At 63.5% G+C, this 15,756-nt stretch carries 12 protein-coding genes, 2 tRNA genes and 1 pseudogene; 11 read left to right on the forward strand and 4 right to left on the reverse strand.

What is annotated here, in order from left to right; translation table 11 throughout:
• Positions 1-82 precede the first annotated feature (82 nt).
• From AC5RUH_RS00780 to AC5RUH_RS00805, 6 genes and pseudogenes are all read left to right on the forward strand, one after another.
• Positions 83-156: transfer RNA gene (locus AC5RUH_RS00780), tRNA-Met, on the forward strand.
• Between the two features lie 337 nt (positions 157-493).
• The gene (locus AC5RUH_RS00785; protein WP_494127629.1) at positions 494-781 is read left to right on the forward strand and encodes a hypothetical protein; all 288 of its coding nucleotides are present in this window, start codon (positions 494-496) and stop codon (positions 779-781) included.
• Positions 782-801: 20 nt separating this feature from the next.
• Positions 802-1,980 (forward strand): hypothetical protein, encoded by a 1,179-nt coding sequence (locus AC5RUH_RS00790; RefSeq protein ID WP_494127630.1) that lies wholly within the window; start codon positions 802-804, stop codon positions 1,978-1,980.
• A 23-nt stretch (positions 1,981-2,003) separates the two neighbouring features.
• Complete coding sequence (locus AC5RUH_RS00795) at positions 2,004-2,453, forward strand: hypothetical protein (RefSeq protein WP_494127631.1); 450 nt, start codon at positions 2,004-2,006, stop codon at positions 2,451-2,453.
• A gap of 336 nt (positions 2,454-2,789) precedes the next feature.
• Positions 2,790-2,936 (forward strand): annotated as a pseudogene (locus AC5RUH_RS00800) (IS110 family transposase); the annotation flags it as partial.
• Positions 2,937-3,190: 254 nt separating this feature from the next.
• Positions 3,191-3,736, forward strand: a complete 546-nt coding sequence (locus AC5RUH_RS00805) for a hypothetical protein (protein ID WP_494127632.1) — start codon at positions 3,191-3,193, stop codon at positions 3,734-3,736.
• Between the two features lie 861 nt (positions 3,737-4,597).
• On the opposite strand, the gene AC5RUH_RS00810 is transcribed toward AC5RUH_RS00805, so the two are convergent.
• From AC5RUH_RS00810 to AC5RUH_RS00825, 4 genes are all read right to left on the reverse strand, one after another.
• A complete protein-coding gene (locus tag AC5RUH_RS00810; RefSeq protein ID WP_494127633.1) occupies positions 4,598-5,266 on the reverse strand; it encodes a hypothetical protein in 669 nt (222 codons plus the stop codon).
• An 831-nt stretch (positions 5,267-6,097) separates the two neighbouring features.
• Positions 6,098-6,949 carry a pyruvate, water dikinase regulatory protein gene (locus AC5RUH_RS00815; protein WP_494127634.1) on the reverse strand — a complete coding sequence of 284 codons (852 nt, stop codon included), beginning with the start codon at positions 6,947-6,949 and terminating at the stop codon, positions 6,098-6,100.
• A 19-nt stretch (positions 6,950-6,968) separates the two neighbouring features.
• On the reverse strand, positions 6,969-9,374 hold the full coding sequence (ppsA, locus tag AC5RUH_RS00820) for a phosphoenolpyruvate synthase (RefSeq protein ID WP_494127635.1): 2,406 nt from the start codon (positions 9,372-9,374) through the stop codon (positions 6,969-6,971).
• Between the two features lie 219 nt (positions 9,375-9,593).
• The gene (locus AC5RUH_RS00825; RefSeq protein WP_494127636.1) at positions 9,594-10,907 is read right to left on the reverse strand and encodes a mechanosensitive ion channel family protein; all 1,314 of its coding nucleotides are present in this window, start codon (positions 10,905-10,907) and stop codon (positions 9,594-9,596) included.
• Positions 10,908-10,973: 66 nt separating this feature from the next.
• On the opposite strand from AC5RUH_RS00825, the gene AC5RUH_RS00830 reads away from it, so the two are divergent.
• The 5 genes from AC5RUH_RS00830 to AC5RUH_RS00850 all read left to right on the forward strand — a co-directional run bounded on the left by AC5RUH_RS00830 (position 10,974) and on the right by AC5RUH_RS00850 (position 15,749).
• Positions 10,974-11,534 carry a MarR family winged helix-turn-helix transcriptional regulator gene (locus tag AC5RUH_RS00830; RefSeq protein WP_494127637.1) on the forward strand — a complete coding sequence of 187 codons (561 nt, stop codon included), beginning with the start codon at positions 10,974-10,976 and terminating at the stop codon, positions 11,532-11,534.
• Between the two features lie 152 nt (positions 11,535-11,686).
• Positions 11,687-12,403, forward strand: a complete 717-nt coding sequence (locus tag AC5RUH_RS00835; RefSeq protein WP_494127638.1) for a DUF2238 domain-containing protein — start codon at positions 11,687-11,689, stop codon at positions 12,401-12,403.
• Between the two features lie 129 nt (positions 12,404-12,532).
• Positions 12,533-12,606: transfer RNA gene (locus AC5RUH_RS00840), tRNA-Val, on the forward strand.
• Positions 12,607-12,976: 370 nt separating this feature from the next.
• Positions 12,977-15,241 (forward strand): choline BCCT transporter BetT, encoded by a 2,265-nt coding sequence (betT, locus tag AC5RUH_RS00845; RefSeq protein ID WP_494013580.1) that lies wholly within the window; start codon positions 12,977-12,979, stop codon positions 15,239-15,241.
• A gap of 73 nt (positions 15,242-15,314) precedes the next feature.
• Positions 15,315-15,749 carry an acyl-CoA thioesterase gene (locus AC5RUH_RS00850; RefSeq protein ID WP_494025098.1) on the forward strand — a complete coding sequence of 145 codons (435 nt, stop codon included), beginning with the start codon at positions 15,315-15,317 and terminating at the stop codon, positions 15,747-15,749.
• Positions 15,750-15,756: the final 7 nt, after the last annotated feature.

The raw sequence follows: 15,756 nt of genomic DNA on the forward strand, positions 1-15,756 counted from the left end.
CCATGGCTGATGGCCCGAAGCAGTGACCCCACTCACCAAATTCGTCGTTTGGTGATGGGTGGGTCTAGAGTCATTACTACGCCGCGGGGTGGAGCAGTTCGGTAGCTCGCCGGGCTCATAACCCGGAGGTCGTAGGTTCAAATCCTACCCCCGCAACGAATGAAGGCCCTCTGACTAGGGATTATCCCGGTCAGAGGGCCTTTCTTATTGCTTGGAAACTGTTCGCCTCCGTTCTAGACTCCGGTCTAGTCTTGAGTGGTCCAGCAAGGCTATGTGAGGGACGACAGGCCCGTGCCTCCATGCCTCGTTCATGTCGGCGAAGCCCCCTCACTTGTTAGCCGAAAATCTCCGGGCACCAGTGGAGCAATTTCTGGAGCTTCATCGCGTTGTGCTCGCTCTTCCGACGTGCTCCCGACCGACTCTGAAGGGTGTCGTGCCAGTTTCGAGCAGCGCGCGCCCTGTAACGTATCTGACACAAGAATAGGTGGTATGTATGGCGACGAAACAGCGAAGTCTCGGAGCTGCAAAGGTGCCGGAGCTCCTCTCGACGTTGTCACTCACGCATGAGGAGCCATGTTCGGCGTGTCAGGTGATGCGCGAGACGAAGGAACCGCACGCAGCCCTCGCCGGGGTAGGGGCGCAGCGCGTGATTGCCAGCATGGGAAAGCACTCAGACGAGCAGGACTACGTGTGCACTTTCTGCGGTAAGGCATGGATGCACGAGACGGGTGACTCCGGCTATGCGTTCGGCTGGATCGAGAGTTTAGGCAGAACTTCGTGAATGCCCGGATGTGATCCGCCATGGCGATCGACGTTCTGTTAGACGGGGTGGCTGTCCCGATTGATGAGGCTGTATTCAGGACGCTTCTCGACAACTCTGTAGCGGGCACCTACGCAGGCTATGAAAAGGCGCTCGGATCAGGCAGAATCAATTTCTCCGACCTCGTCTATCTCGCGGGGAAAGGCGACATCCCCTACTCGTTGTTCTTCGCCCCCATTGCGCTCGTGAAGGAGCAGGTGAGGAAGAAGACCGAGAAGCTCCTGGCCGGGCTCAGCAAGGACACGTTTTCGATTGGGTCGCGCGCCAGTGTGGAGCTGCGAGATGTCGAGCTGATCGTAAAGGACTTGATCCGCAAGCAGCAGCTCGTGCGAACACATGATAAGTCGCTGAAGCGGAACTCAATCGTAGGTTTGCTTCGTGATGCAAGGTCATCTGTCGACGCTGACGCGGCCCTGCTTATGTCGGCGGTTGGCCTTACGCACGACGCCATCCGCGCGTGCAAGACCAAGGAAAAAGCGCTAGATCTCTTGATCGAGCGCCTGGAGGCGAATCAGATCCTGATTTCACGTAGCGTCCAGCACCATATGCCACAACGTCTGACGCATGTGAGCTTCAGCGGGATGACGATCCGAGATAACAAGGTTCCATTCATCTTTTTGGCGGGAGGTGATCACGGGGACGACCAGGAGCCGGTTGGGCGGACGATTTTCACGCTGACACTGATGACAGTTCTGATCGCCCGACGAATCTTCGCTCCGATGACCTGGGACGGTGGCAGCGCTCAGACGGATCCTGGCCGAGAGTACGACATTGCTGGTGCGATGCTGATGCCCGCGGATCGGTTCCGGGCGATCGGACCGACCTCTCTTGACGAGATGAGGAATGCGTCGGAGGACTTCAAGGTGACTGCGAGTGCGGTTGCTGTCCGTGCAATGCGGCTCGGAATGATCAATGGCGAGACCGCGAGTAACTACTTGGGGCAGTTGCGCGAGGAGTTCCGGAAACGTTCCAAGGGTGGCCCTCGGAACAAGATCCTCCCCGAGAACGCCGTTCGTAAATACAACGGGCGGGAATTCACTCGTCGAATGCTGCACGCGCTCGATAGCGAGAGCATATCGACTGGTGAGTTCTGTCGTTCCGTCTGCCTGAACCACCTCAAACCATCACAGATCGACGACCTGCGGCGGGCATTAGGATGAGTGGCTTCGGGCAGCGGTATGTGGTGGACACGAACGTTTTGAGTCAGCTTGGACAGCGGCGACGGGCAAGCGCGTACTTCGTGGAGAACGTTGTCCTGCCGGAGGCAGTGCTTCACGAAGCCGAGGGATTCCCGGACATCGCACTATTGCGCGACAACGTTCATCCGACAACGCCGCGGATGCTCCATCTGCTTATTGAGGTCATGGCTACCGTGCCAGACACGGACACCGGGCTGATCGACCTCTACGCCAACATGGGCAACGCTGATCCGCTGGTCGTGGCATGTGCTCTCGAGGGCAAGGAGCACGACAGCCAATATCTCATGGCCCCGGAGTGGATCGTCGTCACCGGGGACGGAGCGGTTCGCGCGAAGGCGGAGGAGTTCAAGCTGAATGTGCTCAGCATGGATCAGTTTGCGACGCTCATCGACGAGGCTGCGGCAGGTCAGAGGGGATTGCGTCGCGATGAATGACGGACTGGGCTGGGAGTCGGCGAGTCCTAGCGGACGAGCGAGCAGTGCGGCAGCGCTTGCGAGCCCGAGCCGACGCCCGTGCCAGGAGTGGGCATGAGGACGGCGACACCGAGGTGGCGCTGATGGTTGCCCTTTCATCGACCATGTGCTCACAATCCTGCGCCAGCTCATGGACTACGACCGCGAGCACACCGATGTCCAACTTATCTCGGTGCCCGAGACGGGTCAGCTGATTGAGATCGCCCCCCGCTTCGCTTCGCCCCAAACAGCGCCGCATCATTGTCGAGCCAAGCCCCTCCGCCCGCTTAGCAGCGGCATGCCGCACTCGCACGAACGCCGACGTCTGCCATGCGCCGTATCGCCGACTTGCACCCCGGTGAAGCCAAGACCGATGCCCGGGACGCGGCCATCATCGCCGAAGCAGCCCGCACCATGCCCCACACGCTGTGCTCCATCCAGATCGCGGATGAGCAGGTAGCCGAGCCTGTTCCCCCAATGCCCCTGACAACGTCGTTGGCGCTCTCAGCGGGCAACGTGTGGAGCAGCCACGAGACAAGAAGATCATGGAGGTCCCCGATAAAGACGGGTAGTCATCAATTATGACGCTGCCCTGAACATCAATGGGAAGTGTTCTTTCTATCGAGTTTCTTTCCGACTTTGACGACGCACCTCCTAAAGGATGCAAAGTTTCACAAGCATGACGGTAAAGTCGTGACAAAAGAAGGTGGAGTCCAGAAGTGGCAGCGCATAGTTTTGAGACGCTAAAGAAGGTCATCGAGGACAATTCCGTGGCCAGGCATTTTTATGACGCCGTGCATGAATGGGCCGTGGTCGCAGTTGAGGAACACCCGGATAGCGAGGGTGAATGCGTCTGCGGGCAGCAGAACCTGCTTTACATGTACACCATCTACAACAGCAAAAATCAGGAAACGCTCTCCTATATTGGAAGCCGATGCGTGCACCACTTCAAGCGCCAGGACTTGGATGCGCAGGTCTCAGTGCTCGGCCAGCTTCTGGCGCTGAAGAAGGCAATAGAGGACCGTAAGAAGATCACCCTGACGTCGGACTATTTTTCCCGAGCCTTGCTGGAGTGGCTATTCGCTGAAGGGGCGTTCAACGATGCGCGCAACGGCAACAACGGAGAAGGAGACTATGCCTTTTTCCTCAAGATGTTCAACAAACGCAAGAAGGAAGACATCTCGGTTGCGCAGAACAGGAAGATTTGGGCGATGCTGAACTACCAGGTGAAGCCCTTTATTCAGAGCCACCCCGCGCTCGGGTAACAGCGCGCTCCCCGGCTTGGACGCTTTGCTAGAGGTGACCAAGAAAGCGGCTGAGAGCGCCCGGTACCTACGTCCTTCCCGGATAAGTTCTTCACTCAGGTGCCTCCACAATCGGGCATGAGCAGCTCCCGCTCCTGGATGGGTGATGTCGCCGGCGACTACTCCGCTGGCATTCAGGGTAGCTACCACCGCATCGCTCGCACCCCCGCAGGAACTGCTACAGATCCTAGAGGAAGTCCCAGCCTCCTACGCTGCCTATACAGCCGCAGAAAGCGCGATTGCAGAGTGGGCCAGGATCTCGCCCCGGTCACTGCTCGGGGATCTGAGCATCCGCACTGATCGAATCAGCGGCAGCAAAAAGCGGCACGCCAGGGTTCGGTGCGGGCTCAGGGACGATCGAATACTATGAGTTCCTTTGCCCCTGCGGTGAGGGAAAGGTCATCGAAGAACATGACAACACACCTGGCTTCCGGGAACACGATCGCTGGATCAGCTGTGACAAGTGCGGCGAAGAATGGCGCTTCGTCGATGGTCTTTCCGTGCGGGAGTGGCGCCTGGAGCCAAAAGACCAACGGCGACGCGAGTTGATAGCCAGCTAAATCCGCTCTGACACAGCAGCCCTACATCATCTTCGGATTACGTGGGGCTGCTGTGTTTTGAGAAGGGGCTGGATGCAGGCACGCAATCGCATCCCCGCAAGGCTTAGGACCCTGCTTTCGCAGGGGCCGCGGACCCGGCCTGATGCGAACAGGCTGCCATCTGAGTGCGGTTATCCGGAGCCAGGGCACCTTGAGCGAGATCGCAACGATGGATTCAGGCTTGAGTCGCGATAAGGTACTGGCTTGTCGTCAGCTGGCCCGCTCAATATTCGTTATAGCTTCCAACTTCTGACTCGTACTCGGCGCGCATCTCTGCTTCGAACTCACGCCGCTCGGCGAGAAAATCTTCCTGTGCCTCGCTGTAGGCCCACAGCACGTCAATGCCGGCCGAGACTATATTGTATGTCTCCTCAAGGCACTTGCTGAGTGCACGGAAGTCGATGAAGTCCTGGGTGTCCGGAAGCCCGCCAGAGTAACGGAAGGTCTGGCCGTTCGGATCCGCTTCGATAAGCCAGGAGAGTGTGCGGCTTGTGTCTTTCGGCATTTCTGGCAGGTCGAGCTGAGCGAAATGACCGGCCAGCTCCGTGGCCAAAGCCCGCATACTGTGCGTTCTGTTTAGCCACCCCCGCAGCCTTTCGGGATCGAGCGCTTCCTCCTGCTCACCGTTCGCCCGCCGGAGCCTGGCTGCCAACTTGATCTGTTGTTTCAGTGAAAGTTCGACCGCATGCCGCCATAGATACATAAACGGCATGAGAATCGTGTCGTCGATCGGCTGGCCCTGGAACGAGGCAGCAAGTCGCTTCGCTGCTTCGACGTACCCGAATTCAACGTCAGAGTCGTCCTGATACGGATACCGCACGATAAGGCTCTGATTATCGTTGCTTGCGAACACTTTGAACAGATGCGGGCTTTGCGCTGGTTTGTTCCCCATGGAGGAAGCATAAGGTGGCACGGCAGCTGGGCCGCCCGCCGGTTCCGCAACGGGGGCCTACGTAGACTGCCGAGTTGACGCGTGCGCACCGCCGAAGCGAAAGACCTTGTTGGCGACGAAGCCATCTTGTTCGGCCCCGGCGATGACGTTCCTGGGCCGAGGACTGGGTGGCCGCGCCTGAAACGATCAATTACGAAATTGTCACGCGGGTCGGTAAGCGAGTGCCCCGCCTATACTTCGGCCGCAGCCGGGGACCCGGCGGCATCGCAGCCCCGAGTGCGACGACAACGCAAGACACTGAAAATGCCTGAGCACTACCAGCTTCGACGCGAAGTGCCTGGGACGGGTTGAGACTGCCCCTGAAATGGCTGTTCGGGCTTTCGAGTAAGAGTACGGCTCTTTCGGTGGTTTCTGCGGGGTACCAGCGTCTTCTATCACCCCAAGTCAGAGCTGTTTTCTGCTGTCATCCGCTCTCATTGGCTGTTATCGAATCTGCGGAATAGATGCGGAATTCCGCGATAGTCTGCTACCGAAAGTTACCGCTAGATGGTCCTTCACCGCGGCGCTAATGCCTGAGACTTATGTACTGCCTGAATGGTCAGGTGTCGCACTGCGATGCAGCCCTGTCACCGTTCGAACCTTTCCCACTGGGCAAGGTTCAGCGAGATGCTCACCCGGACATAATCACGTTATCGGCGTTTCGAGAGACGGTCTGCGCCAAATTGTGGCTATGCCGGCGTTCGGCGGAGGCGCTAGGAGATGGGTCTGCCTGATTAGCGCTCCGCTGCAGGTGCTCCGGCGGCTGCTGTGCAGGGGCCAGTGCTTGCAAGGTCAGTGTTGCAGCCGCATCCGCTGCAGGATGGTCGCGGAGATTTCCTCCACTGACATGAATGCGGAGTTGACGTACGGTATCCCGTTGACGGCGTACATGTCCTCGGCGCTGCGCAGCTCGAAGCTGCATTGGGCCAGCGAGGCGTAGGTGCTGTCCGGCCGGCGCTCCTGGCGGATTTGGCTTAGCCGGATCGGCAGTGAGGTCAACCCAAAGCATCTGCGCACGTAGGGCCGCAACGGCTCCGGCAGCGAGCGGCGGGCGAAGTCCTCCTCGATCAGCGGGAAGTTGGCGGCCAAAATGCCGTGCTGCAGCGCCAGGTACATCGTCGTCGGGGTCTTGCCGCAGCGCGAGGGCGCGATCAGGATCAGTTCCGCCCGTTCCAGAGCGCGGATGGACTGCCCGTCGTCGTGCTCGATGGCGTATTCGACGGCGGTCATGCGTGACTGATAGCGAATGGCGTCGCCGACGCCGTGCGCCCGGCCCGGCTCGCCGGTGGCGGAGGCCTGCAGGGCTTGCTCGAGCTGGCCGATGTGGGCACCGAACAGGTCCACGAAGTGTCCCTTGCTCCCGGCCAGGATCGCACGGATGTCGCTGCCGACGGCGGTGGAGAAGACGATCGGCCGCTGCCCGGCCGCGGCGACGCTGTCGATGATGGTGACGACCTCGCGCGCCTGTTCCTCCGTCCCGATGAAGGGAATGGTGCGCCGCTCCAGCCGCGGCCCGGGGAACTGGGTCAGCAGCGTGTTGCCCAGCGTCTCGGCCGTGATGCCGGTGCTGTCGGAGAGGAAGAACACCACGGGGCCGGGGCTGTGGCCCGCCCCCGTGGTGTTCCGGCGAAGGTTTCCGCTCACCGTGCGGTTCCGGGCACGCTCATCCCCGGACTGCGGTTTCACGACCGCGGGCCAGTCGCAGCCAGGTGTCCGTCACGGCGTCCGGGTTCAGCGAGATCGAACTGATGCCCTGTGCCAGCAGCCATTCGGCGAAGTCCGGGTGGTCGCTGGGGCCCTGCCCGCAGATGCCGACGTACTTGCCGCGGGCTCGGCAGGCGCCGATCGCCATCTCCAGGAGCTTGGTGACCGCCGGGTTGCGTTCGTCGAATCCCCCGGAGACCAGGGCCGAGTCCCGGTCCAGGCCCAGAGTGAGCTGGGTCAGGTCGTTGGATCCGATGGAAAAGCCGTCGAAGTACTCCAGGAACTCATCGGCCAGCAGGGCGTTGGCCGGCAGTTCGCACATCATCACGATTTCCAGCCCGTCCTCGCCGCGGACCAGCCCGTTGACGGCCAGCAGCTCGGTCACCCCGCGGGCCTCGTCCAGGGTGCGCACGAAGGGGACCATAACCTTGATGTTGGACAGGCCCATCTGCGTGCGGGCCAGCTTCAGGGCCTCGCACTCGAGTTCGAACGCCTGGCGGAACGAGTCCGAGAGATACCGGGAGGCGCCGCGGTAGCCGATCATCGGGTTCTCTTCCTCGGGCTCGAAGGCCGGGCCGCCGAGCAGGTTGGCGTACTCGTTGGACTTGAAGTCCGAGAGCCGGATGATCACCGGTTCAGGGGCGAAGGCGGCCGCGATGGTGGCGATGCCCTCGGCCAGGCGCCTCACGTAGTAGTCCCGGGGCCCGTCGTAGGCGGCGATCTTCTCCTGGATTTGCTGCACGGTGTAGTCGGACAGCGCGGCGGGGCGCTCGATTTCCCCGGCCAGGGCCAGGAGGGCGTTGGGGTGAATGCCGATCTGGCGGTTGATGATGAATTCCAGCCGGGCCAGGCCTACGCCGCGGTGCGGCAGCCGGGAGAAGCTGAAAGCCTGTTCGGGGGTGCCGACGTTCATCATGATCTTCACCGGTGCTTCCGGCATGGTGTCGAGGGCGGTTTCCTCCAGGGTGTAGTCCAGCAGCCCGGCGTAGACCAGGCCTGCCTCGCCTTCGGCGCAGGAAACGGTCACGGGGGTGCCCTCGCTGAGCACCTGGGTGGCGTTGCCGGTGCCGACAACGGCCGGGATGCCCAGCTCGCGGGCGATGATGGCCGCGTGACAGGTGCGCCCGCCGCGGTCGGTGACGATGGCGGCGGCCTTCTTCATGATCGGTTCCCAGTCCGGGTCGGTCATGTTGGCCACGAGCACGTCGCCGGGCTGGAAGGAGGACATCTGGTCGATCGAGGTCAGCACGCGCACCTGGCCGGCGCCTATGCGCTGGCCGATGGCCCGGCCCTCGGCCAGCACCGCGGAGCGCTCCTTGAGCGTGAAGCGCGAGAGGGTGCCGGCCGCCTTGCGGGACTCGACGGTCTCGGGGCGGGCCTGCAGGATGTACAGCTGGCCGTCGGTGCCGTCCTTGCCCCATTCGATGTCCATCGGGCGGCCGTAGTGGGCCTCGATAGCCACCGCGTGCCGGGCCAACTGCTCCACCTCGGCGTCGGTGAGACTGAAGCGCCGCCGCTGCGAAACCGGCACCGGGGCGAACTCGATTGTGCGGCCGCGCTCGACCGATGCTGTGTAGGTCATTTGCACGGCCTTTTCGCCCAGACCGCGCTTGAGGATGGCCGGCCGGCCGGCGGCCAGGGCGGGCTTGTAGACGTAGAACTCGTCGGGGTTCACCGCACCCTGAACCACGGCCTCGCCCAGGCCGTAGGAGGAGGTAATGAAGACCGCGTCGCGGAAGCCGGACTCGGTGTCCATGGTGAACATGACCCCGGAGGAGCCGACGTCGGAGCGGACCATGCGCTGGATGCCCGCCGAGAGGGCCACCTCGGAGTGGGTGAACCCGTGGTGGACACGGTAGGCGATCGCACGGTCGTTATAAAGCGAGGCGAAGACGTCCCGGATGGCCGCCAACACGTTCCCGATGCCGCGCACGTTCAGGAACGTTTCCTGCTGGCCGGCGAAGGAAGCGTCGGGCAGGTCTTCGGCCGTGGCACTGGAGCGCACGGCCCAGGACACATCCTCGCCGTGGTTGCCGGCCAGCTGCGTATAGGCGGCACGGATCTGCTCCTCGAAACCGGCCGGGAACGGTGCCAGGCGGATCATTTCCCGAATCCTTGCCCCGGCGGCACCCAGGGCGGTCACGTCGTCGCTGTCCAGGCCCTTGAGGACGGTCTCGATGCCGGCTTCCAGGCCGGATTCGCGCAGGAAGCGGCGGTAGGCGTCGGCGGTGGTGGCGAAGCCGTCCGGAACCTTTACTCCGGCCGCTGCCAGGTTTCCGATCATCTCGCCCAGCGAGGCGTTCTTGCCCCCGACCTGGTCAAGGTCGGACAGGCCAACTTCGGAAAACCACAGAACGTCAGTCATGGATGATGCTCCTTTTGGGCCATGCGCTCCAAGGCGCTGTGGGTAAAAGAGGTGATGCCCAAGGCTGTCCGGAGGAGCTCCCGGACACAAGCGGTTGTGACACACGCAACAGTTCTGAAGGTCACGAAAGGTCACCGAATGGACGCACAGCCCGCGGGCCCCCGCATCAGCGCCGGGCAAACCAGACGCACCCTCAGGAGCTGCGACGAGGATGCACGCCTACCCGCCCTGGTTCGCCTTTCGCTCACGCTCCTCGTAGGCCTCCTCGCCCGGGCCGGTGAACGCCTGGTTGCGCTCCACGGCGTCGATGGATCCGGTGAACAGCTGAGAGTCGCCCGCGCCGGTCATCACCGCGGCCGCGGGACGGCGGCGGCCGGCGGCGGGGGCCTCGCCGCTCTCCGCCCGGCCGACGGCTTCCCACCGCTGCCGGGGAAGCGCCTGCGGGTATTCGCGCTGCAGGAATGTAACCATGGATTCCCGCACCAGGCAGCGAAGGTCGAACAGTGTGCCGCTGTCCCCGGCACTGACCAGGATGCGCACGCGGACCAGCGAGTTGACGGCGTCGGTGACCTGCAGGATGGCGGTGCGTCCGTCCCAGATCTCGGCCGCCTCAACCACGGCCTTGAGGTGCGCGCGCAGCTCGTCCAGGGGAACCCGCCAATCCACGTCCAGCTCCACCGTTCCCAGCAGGGCGGCGGTCCGGCGGGTCCAGTTCTCGAAGGGCGTGCTGGTGAAGTAGGTAGAGGGCAGGATCAGCCGCCGGTCGTCCCAGATGTGGACCACCACGTAGGTCATCGTGATCTCCTCCACGGTGCCCCATTGGTTCTCGACCACCACGACGTCATCCACCCGGATGGCATCCGTGAAGGCCAACTGCATGCCGGCAAAGACGTTGGTCAGGGAGCTCTGCACCGCGAGGCCGGCGACCACGGACAGGACACCGGCGGAGGCCAGGATACCTGCACCGAGGGCCCGGACCTGGGGGATGGTCAGCAGCACGCACGCGACCGCGATCGTCACGATCAGCGCCACGGCCACACGGCGCCCCAGGATCACCTGCGTCTTGAGCCGGCGCAGCCTGCGGTTGTCCTTGGTGTCCGTGCGGTACTTGGCCAGGATGGCCGCCTCAATCACCAGGAGCACGACGACGGCGAACCAGGCCAGCGCAGCTATGAGCACCACGATCAGGACGAAGTCCACGGCCGCGTGCCACGGCTCATCGGCGGACGTGATACGCAGGCCCACCCGGATTCCGATGACGGCCAGCGCCACCCGGAAGGGGCTGCGCCCGCGGGCCGAGACATCCCGGATGTTGGGCACACGCCGGAACAGCTGGTTCACTGCAACCCGCAAGAGCGCGGTGATCACCAGTGCTGAGGCAACGGCGATCAGCACTACTGTCGCCGGCTGGATCAGGTAGAGATAATCATCCATATTTTCGATGGTGCAGATCCGGCGCGGAGCCTGTCCAATCGGGCTGCGCGACCCTTCATACTGGTGCTGGAGTGCTTGGAGTTGCCTGCTCAGGACCACGCAGCCCCAGCCTAACGAAAATCAGTTCGGTTAGGCGAACCGAACTGATTTTGCTAGGTTGGTTTCATGTCAGATTTTTCCAGCGGCAATGAGACCGGCGGTGAGCAGCCCACACCGGGGGTGCAGGTCCGCCACGGCTTCGCCTTGCTGCTCCAATGGGCCAGCAGGAAAAAGATCCGCCGATACGTCTTCGGCCCCGAAGCCGAGGACCTCTCGCCCACCGACACGGCACTGCTGGAATACCTGACCAGGAGCGGCCCGATGCGGCTGTCCGACCTGGCCGCGCAGTGGGGAGTGAACAAATCCACCATGACCCCGCAAATCCGCCGTCTCGAAGCCAGGGAATTAATCGACCGCAGGCCGGACCCCGCCGACCGGCGGGCAACCCTCCTACAGACATCCGCCGCCGGTATTCAACTGCAACAGCAGATCGGCGCCGCCGGCGCGGCAGCGTTCGATGAAATACTCTCCAGCTGGTCACCGGAAGACAGGGAAATCCTCGGCGCCATGCTGGTCCGCTTCGCCAACGAGCTCTCCGCCGCCACGCCCCGGCTCTTCCAAAGCACCGCGTCAGCCCCCACCGACATTCCTCCAGCCCACGACCCGGAAAGAACCCCCAACCCCTAGAGCAACCCCCCGGGCCGCGATTTCCGCGACGTCTTCCACTCGCGTCGGGGAGGTGTCCCGCGCTCTCGAACTGCTGTCCTCGCCGGAGGGCGCTGCGTGCTTCTCCACACTGCAAGCAAATCGCTCCCATGAACTTTGTGAAGGTTGACTGAATGAGTCAAAGCAACGACATACAAGAAACGGTGCCGTCCAGCGACGCGCTCAGGCGCCACGCCCCACTGATCGTGGCCGAAGCCCTCTTCGCATTCTCTGCACTCAGCGCGCTCATGCGCGGCGAGCCCACGGCAGCCGTCATCCCCGTCGCACTGCTACTGGCCTCGTTCCCGGTTCTGCTGGTGGAGCGGTGGGCGCACGTTGAGATCCCCGCACGCCTACAGGGGCTCTACGCAGTGCTGCTGCTCGGCGGCCCGTACCTGGGAAGCCAACTGGGTTTCTACGCCATCTGGACACCGTGGGACACGGTCGTGCACTTCTACTCCGGATTCGTCGTCGCGCTCGGGATCGTTTTTGCCCTGGGCATCACCGGCCGCCGCTACGGGTTCTCGATGCCGCCCTGGCTCGCAGCGGTGATGATCGTCGCGTTCAGCGGTTTCGTCGCCCTGCTGTGGGAGATCGCGGAGTTCGCCTCCGATGCCGTGCTCGGCACCGAAGCCCAGATCACCAACTTCGACACCATGACGGACCTGATCGCCGGAACCTCGTCGGCGATCATCGTGGCGGCCGCGCGGTTCCTCGTCCGGCACAAGGGACATTTCCCCTCCGCCGAGACCCCGGCGCAGGGCCCACCACCTCGGCAGGTACCCAGTGCGCACACCCCGGCCGCGGGGCACCCTCGGAGTGCTCCGGTAACCGAAGGCGCCATGCGATAAGACCCGAACCACCGGGCCGACGTGGCCCGGCCGCCGTCGCACTTGAATCACAGGTTTCCCCGGCGCGTGCGGTGACGCTCCTCACCAAATTCGCCGTTTGGCCACTGGGGGGTCTACAGTCAGAGACGCCGCAGGGTGGAGCAGTTCGGCAGCTCGCCGGGTTCACAACCCGGAGGTCGTAGGTTCAAATCCTACCCCCGCAACTACTAGTGGGACCCTTGCCTGTTTCAGGCCGGGGTCCCACTTTTTTGGCCTACTCCCCTGCCGGAGCGCAGCCCGGAACCAGCCGGCAGCGCCCGAAGACGGACCCGAACGACCACGGGCAGCAGCCCGGCCGCCGACCAATGGCGGGCAGCAGCGCGCGGCCAGGAGCACCGCATGGCGGAGCCGCGCCGCGGGTTTGTCCCAGCGGCGTCCGGGCGGGGAGACGGAGGCGGGGCCCGGAAAAATTGCTCCCCCCGCAGGTGGGCACGGACAGGCTTGGGAGGTCTACGCTGTTCACCGCCACGGTTTTTTGGGCGACGTGCCGCTGACATAAGCGGCAGGCGCCGCCCGCGAGAGAAGGAGAATCCGATGGCTAACGCCGAAGACGACAGCATCTCGAACAATGAGGCGCTGAAACCACTCGTCGAACGCAGTCGCTTCGGCGTGGCGGAACGGCGCAAGCCCGCCGATGCCGATTCCGAGGCCAAGCGCCCGCCCATATCCAGCACGGAACTGAGCAAGGGGCCCGCCGAACTCACCGAGAACCGCGGCCCCCGGGTCAACTGGCGGGTTTTCATCATCTCGTCCGTGATCGTCCTGGCCTTCTCCATCTGGGCCATCATGGCCCCGGGCAACGCGGCCGGCACGATGCACACCATGGTCGGCTGGATCGCCACCAACCTGGGCTGGTTCTACGTCCTGACCGTCACCCTGGTCATTCTTTTCGTCCTGTGGGTGGCCCTCTCCAAGGAAGGCAGCGTCAGGCTCGGCCCCGACCACTCACGCCCCCAGTACAACCTCTTCACCTGGGTCGCCATGCTCTTCGCCGCCGGCGTGGGCATCGACATGCTCTTCTACTCCGTCACCGGCCCGATCACGCAGTACATCAACCCTCCCACCGCCGCACCCGAATCGGCGGAAGCCGCGCAGGACGCCGTCGTCTGGACCATGTTCCACTACGGGGTGGCCGGCTGGTCGATGTATGCCCTTCTCGGCATGGCGATGGGGTATTTCGCCTACCGCTGGGGCATGCCGCTGTCCATCAGGGCCGCGCTCTACCCGCTGCTGGGTAAGCGCGTGCGCGGGGCGACCGGCGACGTCATCGACATTTTCGCCTTGGTCGGCACCGTCTTCGGCGTAGCCACGTCGATGGGCATCGGCGTCGTCCTGCTCAACGTCGGCTTCAGCTGGTTGTTCGGCCTGCCGGAGGGCCTGGCCCTGCAGATTGCCCTGGTGCTCGTCGCCGTCGTCATGACCGTAGCGGCCTGTACCTCCGGCGTCGACAAGGGGATCCGGTGGATCTCCGAACTGAACCTGTGGGCGGCCGGAGCGATGATGCTCTACATCCTGGTCACGGGCAAGACCTCGTTCCTGCTGAACGCCATGGTCGAGAACATCGGCCGCTTCATCTTCTCGCTGCCGGAGCGCACCCTGCAGACCCTGGCCTACGAGGAGGACGGTTCGGCATGGATGGCCGGCTGGACCCTCTTCTTCTGGGCCTTCTGGCTGGCCTGGGGCCCGTTCGTCGGCCTCTTCCTGGCACGGATTTCGCGCGGCCGGACCCTGCGGGAATTCGTCATCGCGGCCATCACCGCCCCGGTCCTCTGCGACTTCTTCATCGTCTCAATCTTCGGCAACAGCGCCATGAGCGAGGTGCTCGCCGGCAATACCGAGTTCGCCCAGGAGGCCATCAACAGCCCCGAGCACGGGTGGTATGCGCTGCTGGAAATGTTCCCGGGCGCGCCGTTCCTGATCGGTCTGGCCACCCTCTCGGGTCTGCTGTTCTACCTCACCAGCGCCAATTCCGGTGCGATGGTGATGTCGAACTTCTCCTCCATGATCCCCGATCCGGCGATGGACGGCGCCAAGTGGCTGCGCATCTTCTGGGCCCTGGTCACCGCGATCCTCACGGTGGCCATGCTGGTGGCCGGCGGCGTGACAACCATGGAATACGCAACCCTGATCTTCGCGTTGCCGGTGACCGTCATCGCGTATCTCGTGATGGCCTCCTTCTCGAAGGTGCTCAGGATGGAACGGGCCGAGCGCGAGGGGCAGGTGCTGCGACGGCGCACTGCTGCCGCCCATGGCGGGCAGATACCGGAGAAGACCTGGCGGCAGCGCCTGGCGCGGCTGCGGTCCTACCCGTCGAACAAGGCCGTGGCACAGTTCGCCGAGCGGGTCGTGCAGCCGGCGCTGCAGGACGTCGCCAAGGAATTCACCGAACTCGGCTACGAGGCAGAGATGACGACGACGCCGAACCCGAAGACCGGCATCGACGAGCACATCCTCGTGGTGAATATGGACGACCACCGCGACTTCCACTACCAAGTGGCCGCGGTCGAGGCCCCCGTTCCGACCTTCGGCGGCCGCAGCATGCCCCGCGAGATCGACACGTACTACCGGCTCGAGGTGTTTACCCAGACCGGCAGCGAGGGCTACGACCTCATGGGTTTGACCCAGCAACAGGTCATCAACGACGTCCTCGACCGATACGAGGCGCACCTGGCGTTCCTCAAGTACTCCAGCGAACACGCCTACGCCTCCGTCCTCACCCCCGTGGTGCCGCCGACGACCGAGTCGATTCCGCACGTGCCCAAGAAGGCCGACGACGTCGAGAAGCTCGACGAATCCTAGGAGCGCCGGCCTGCGTCTCGGCGGCCCATTGACTCCCGACGAGCCGCCGGCCCCGTTCCGATACAGTCGTTGCATGGGCACCGACGACATTTCCTTCCATACCCGCAAGTGGGTGCGCCCCGAAGACCTTAACGCCAACGGCACCCTTTTTGGCGGCAGCTTGCTGCGGTGGATCGACGAACAGGCGGCCATCTACGCCATCGTCCAGCTGGGCAACGGCAAGGCAGTCACCAAGTACATGTCGGAGATCAACTTCGTCAGCTCGGCCCGCCAGGGCGATCTGATCGAGATGGGCCTGAAGGCCACGCATTTCGGCCGGACGTCCCTGACGATGCGGGCCGAGGTGCGGAACATGTTCACGCGCCAATCGATCCTGACCATCGAGAAGATCGTGTTCGTGAACCTGGGCGAGGACGGCAAACCCGCACCGCACGGCTTCACCGAGATCACGTACAGCCGCGACAGGGTGCCCCGGCAACATCTGGATCCCACGGCGGTCCAGGACTAGCGGGCCG

The sequence above is a fragment of the Arthrobacter sp. Y3223166 genome, from assembly GCF_059090935.1.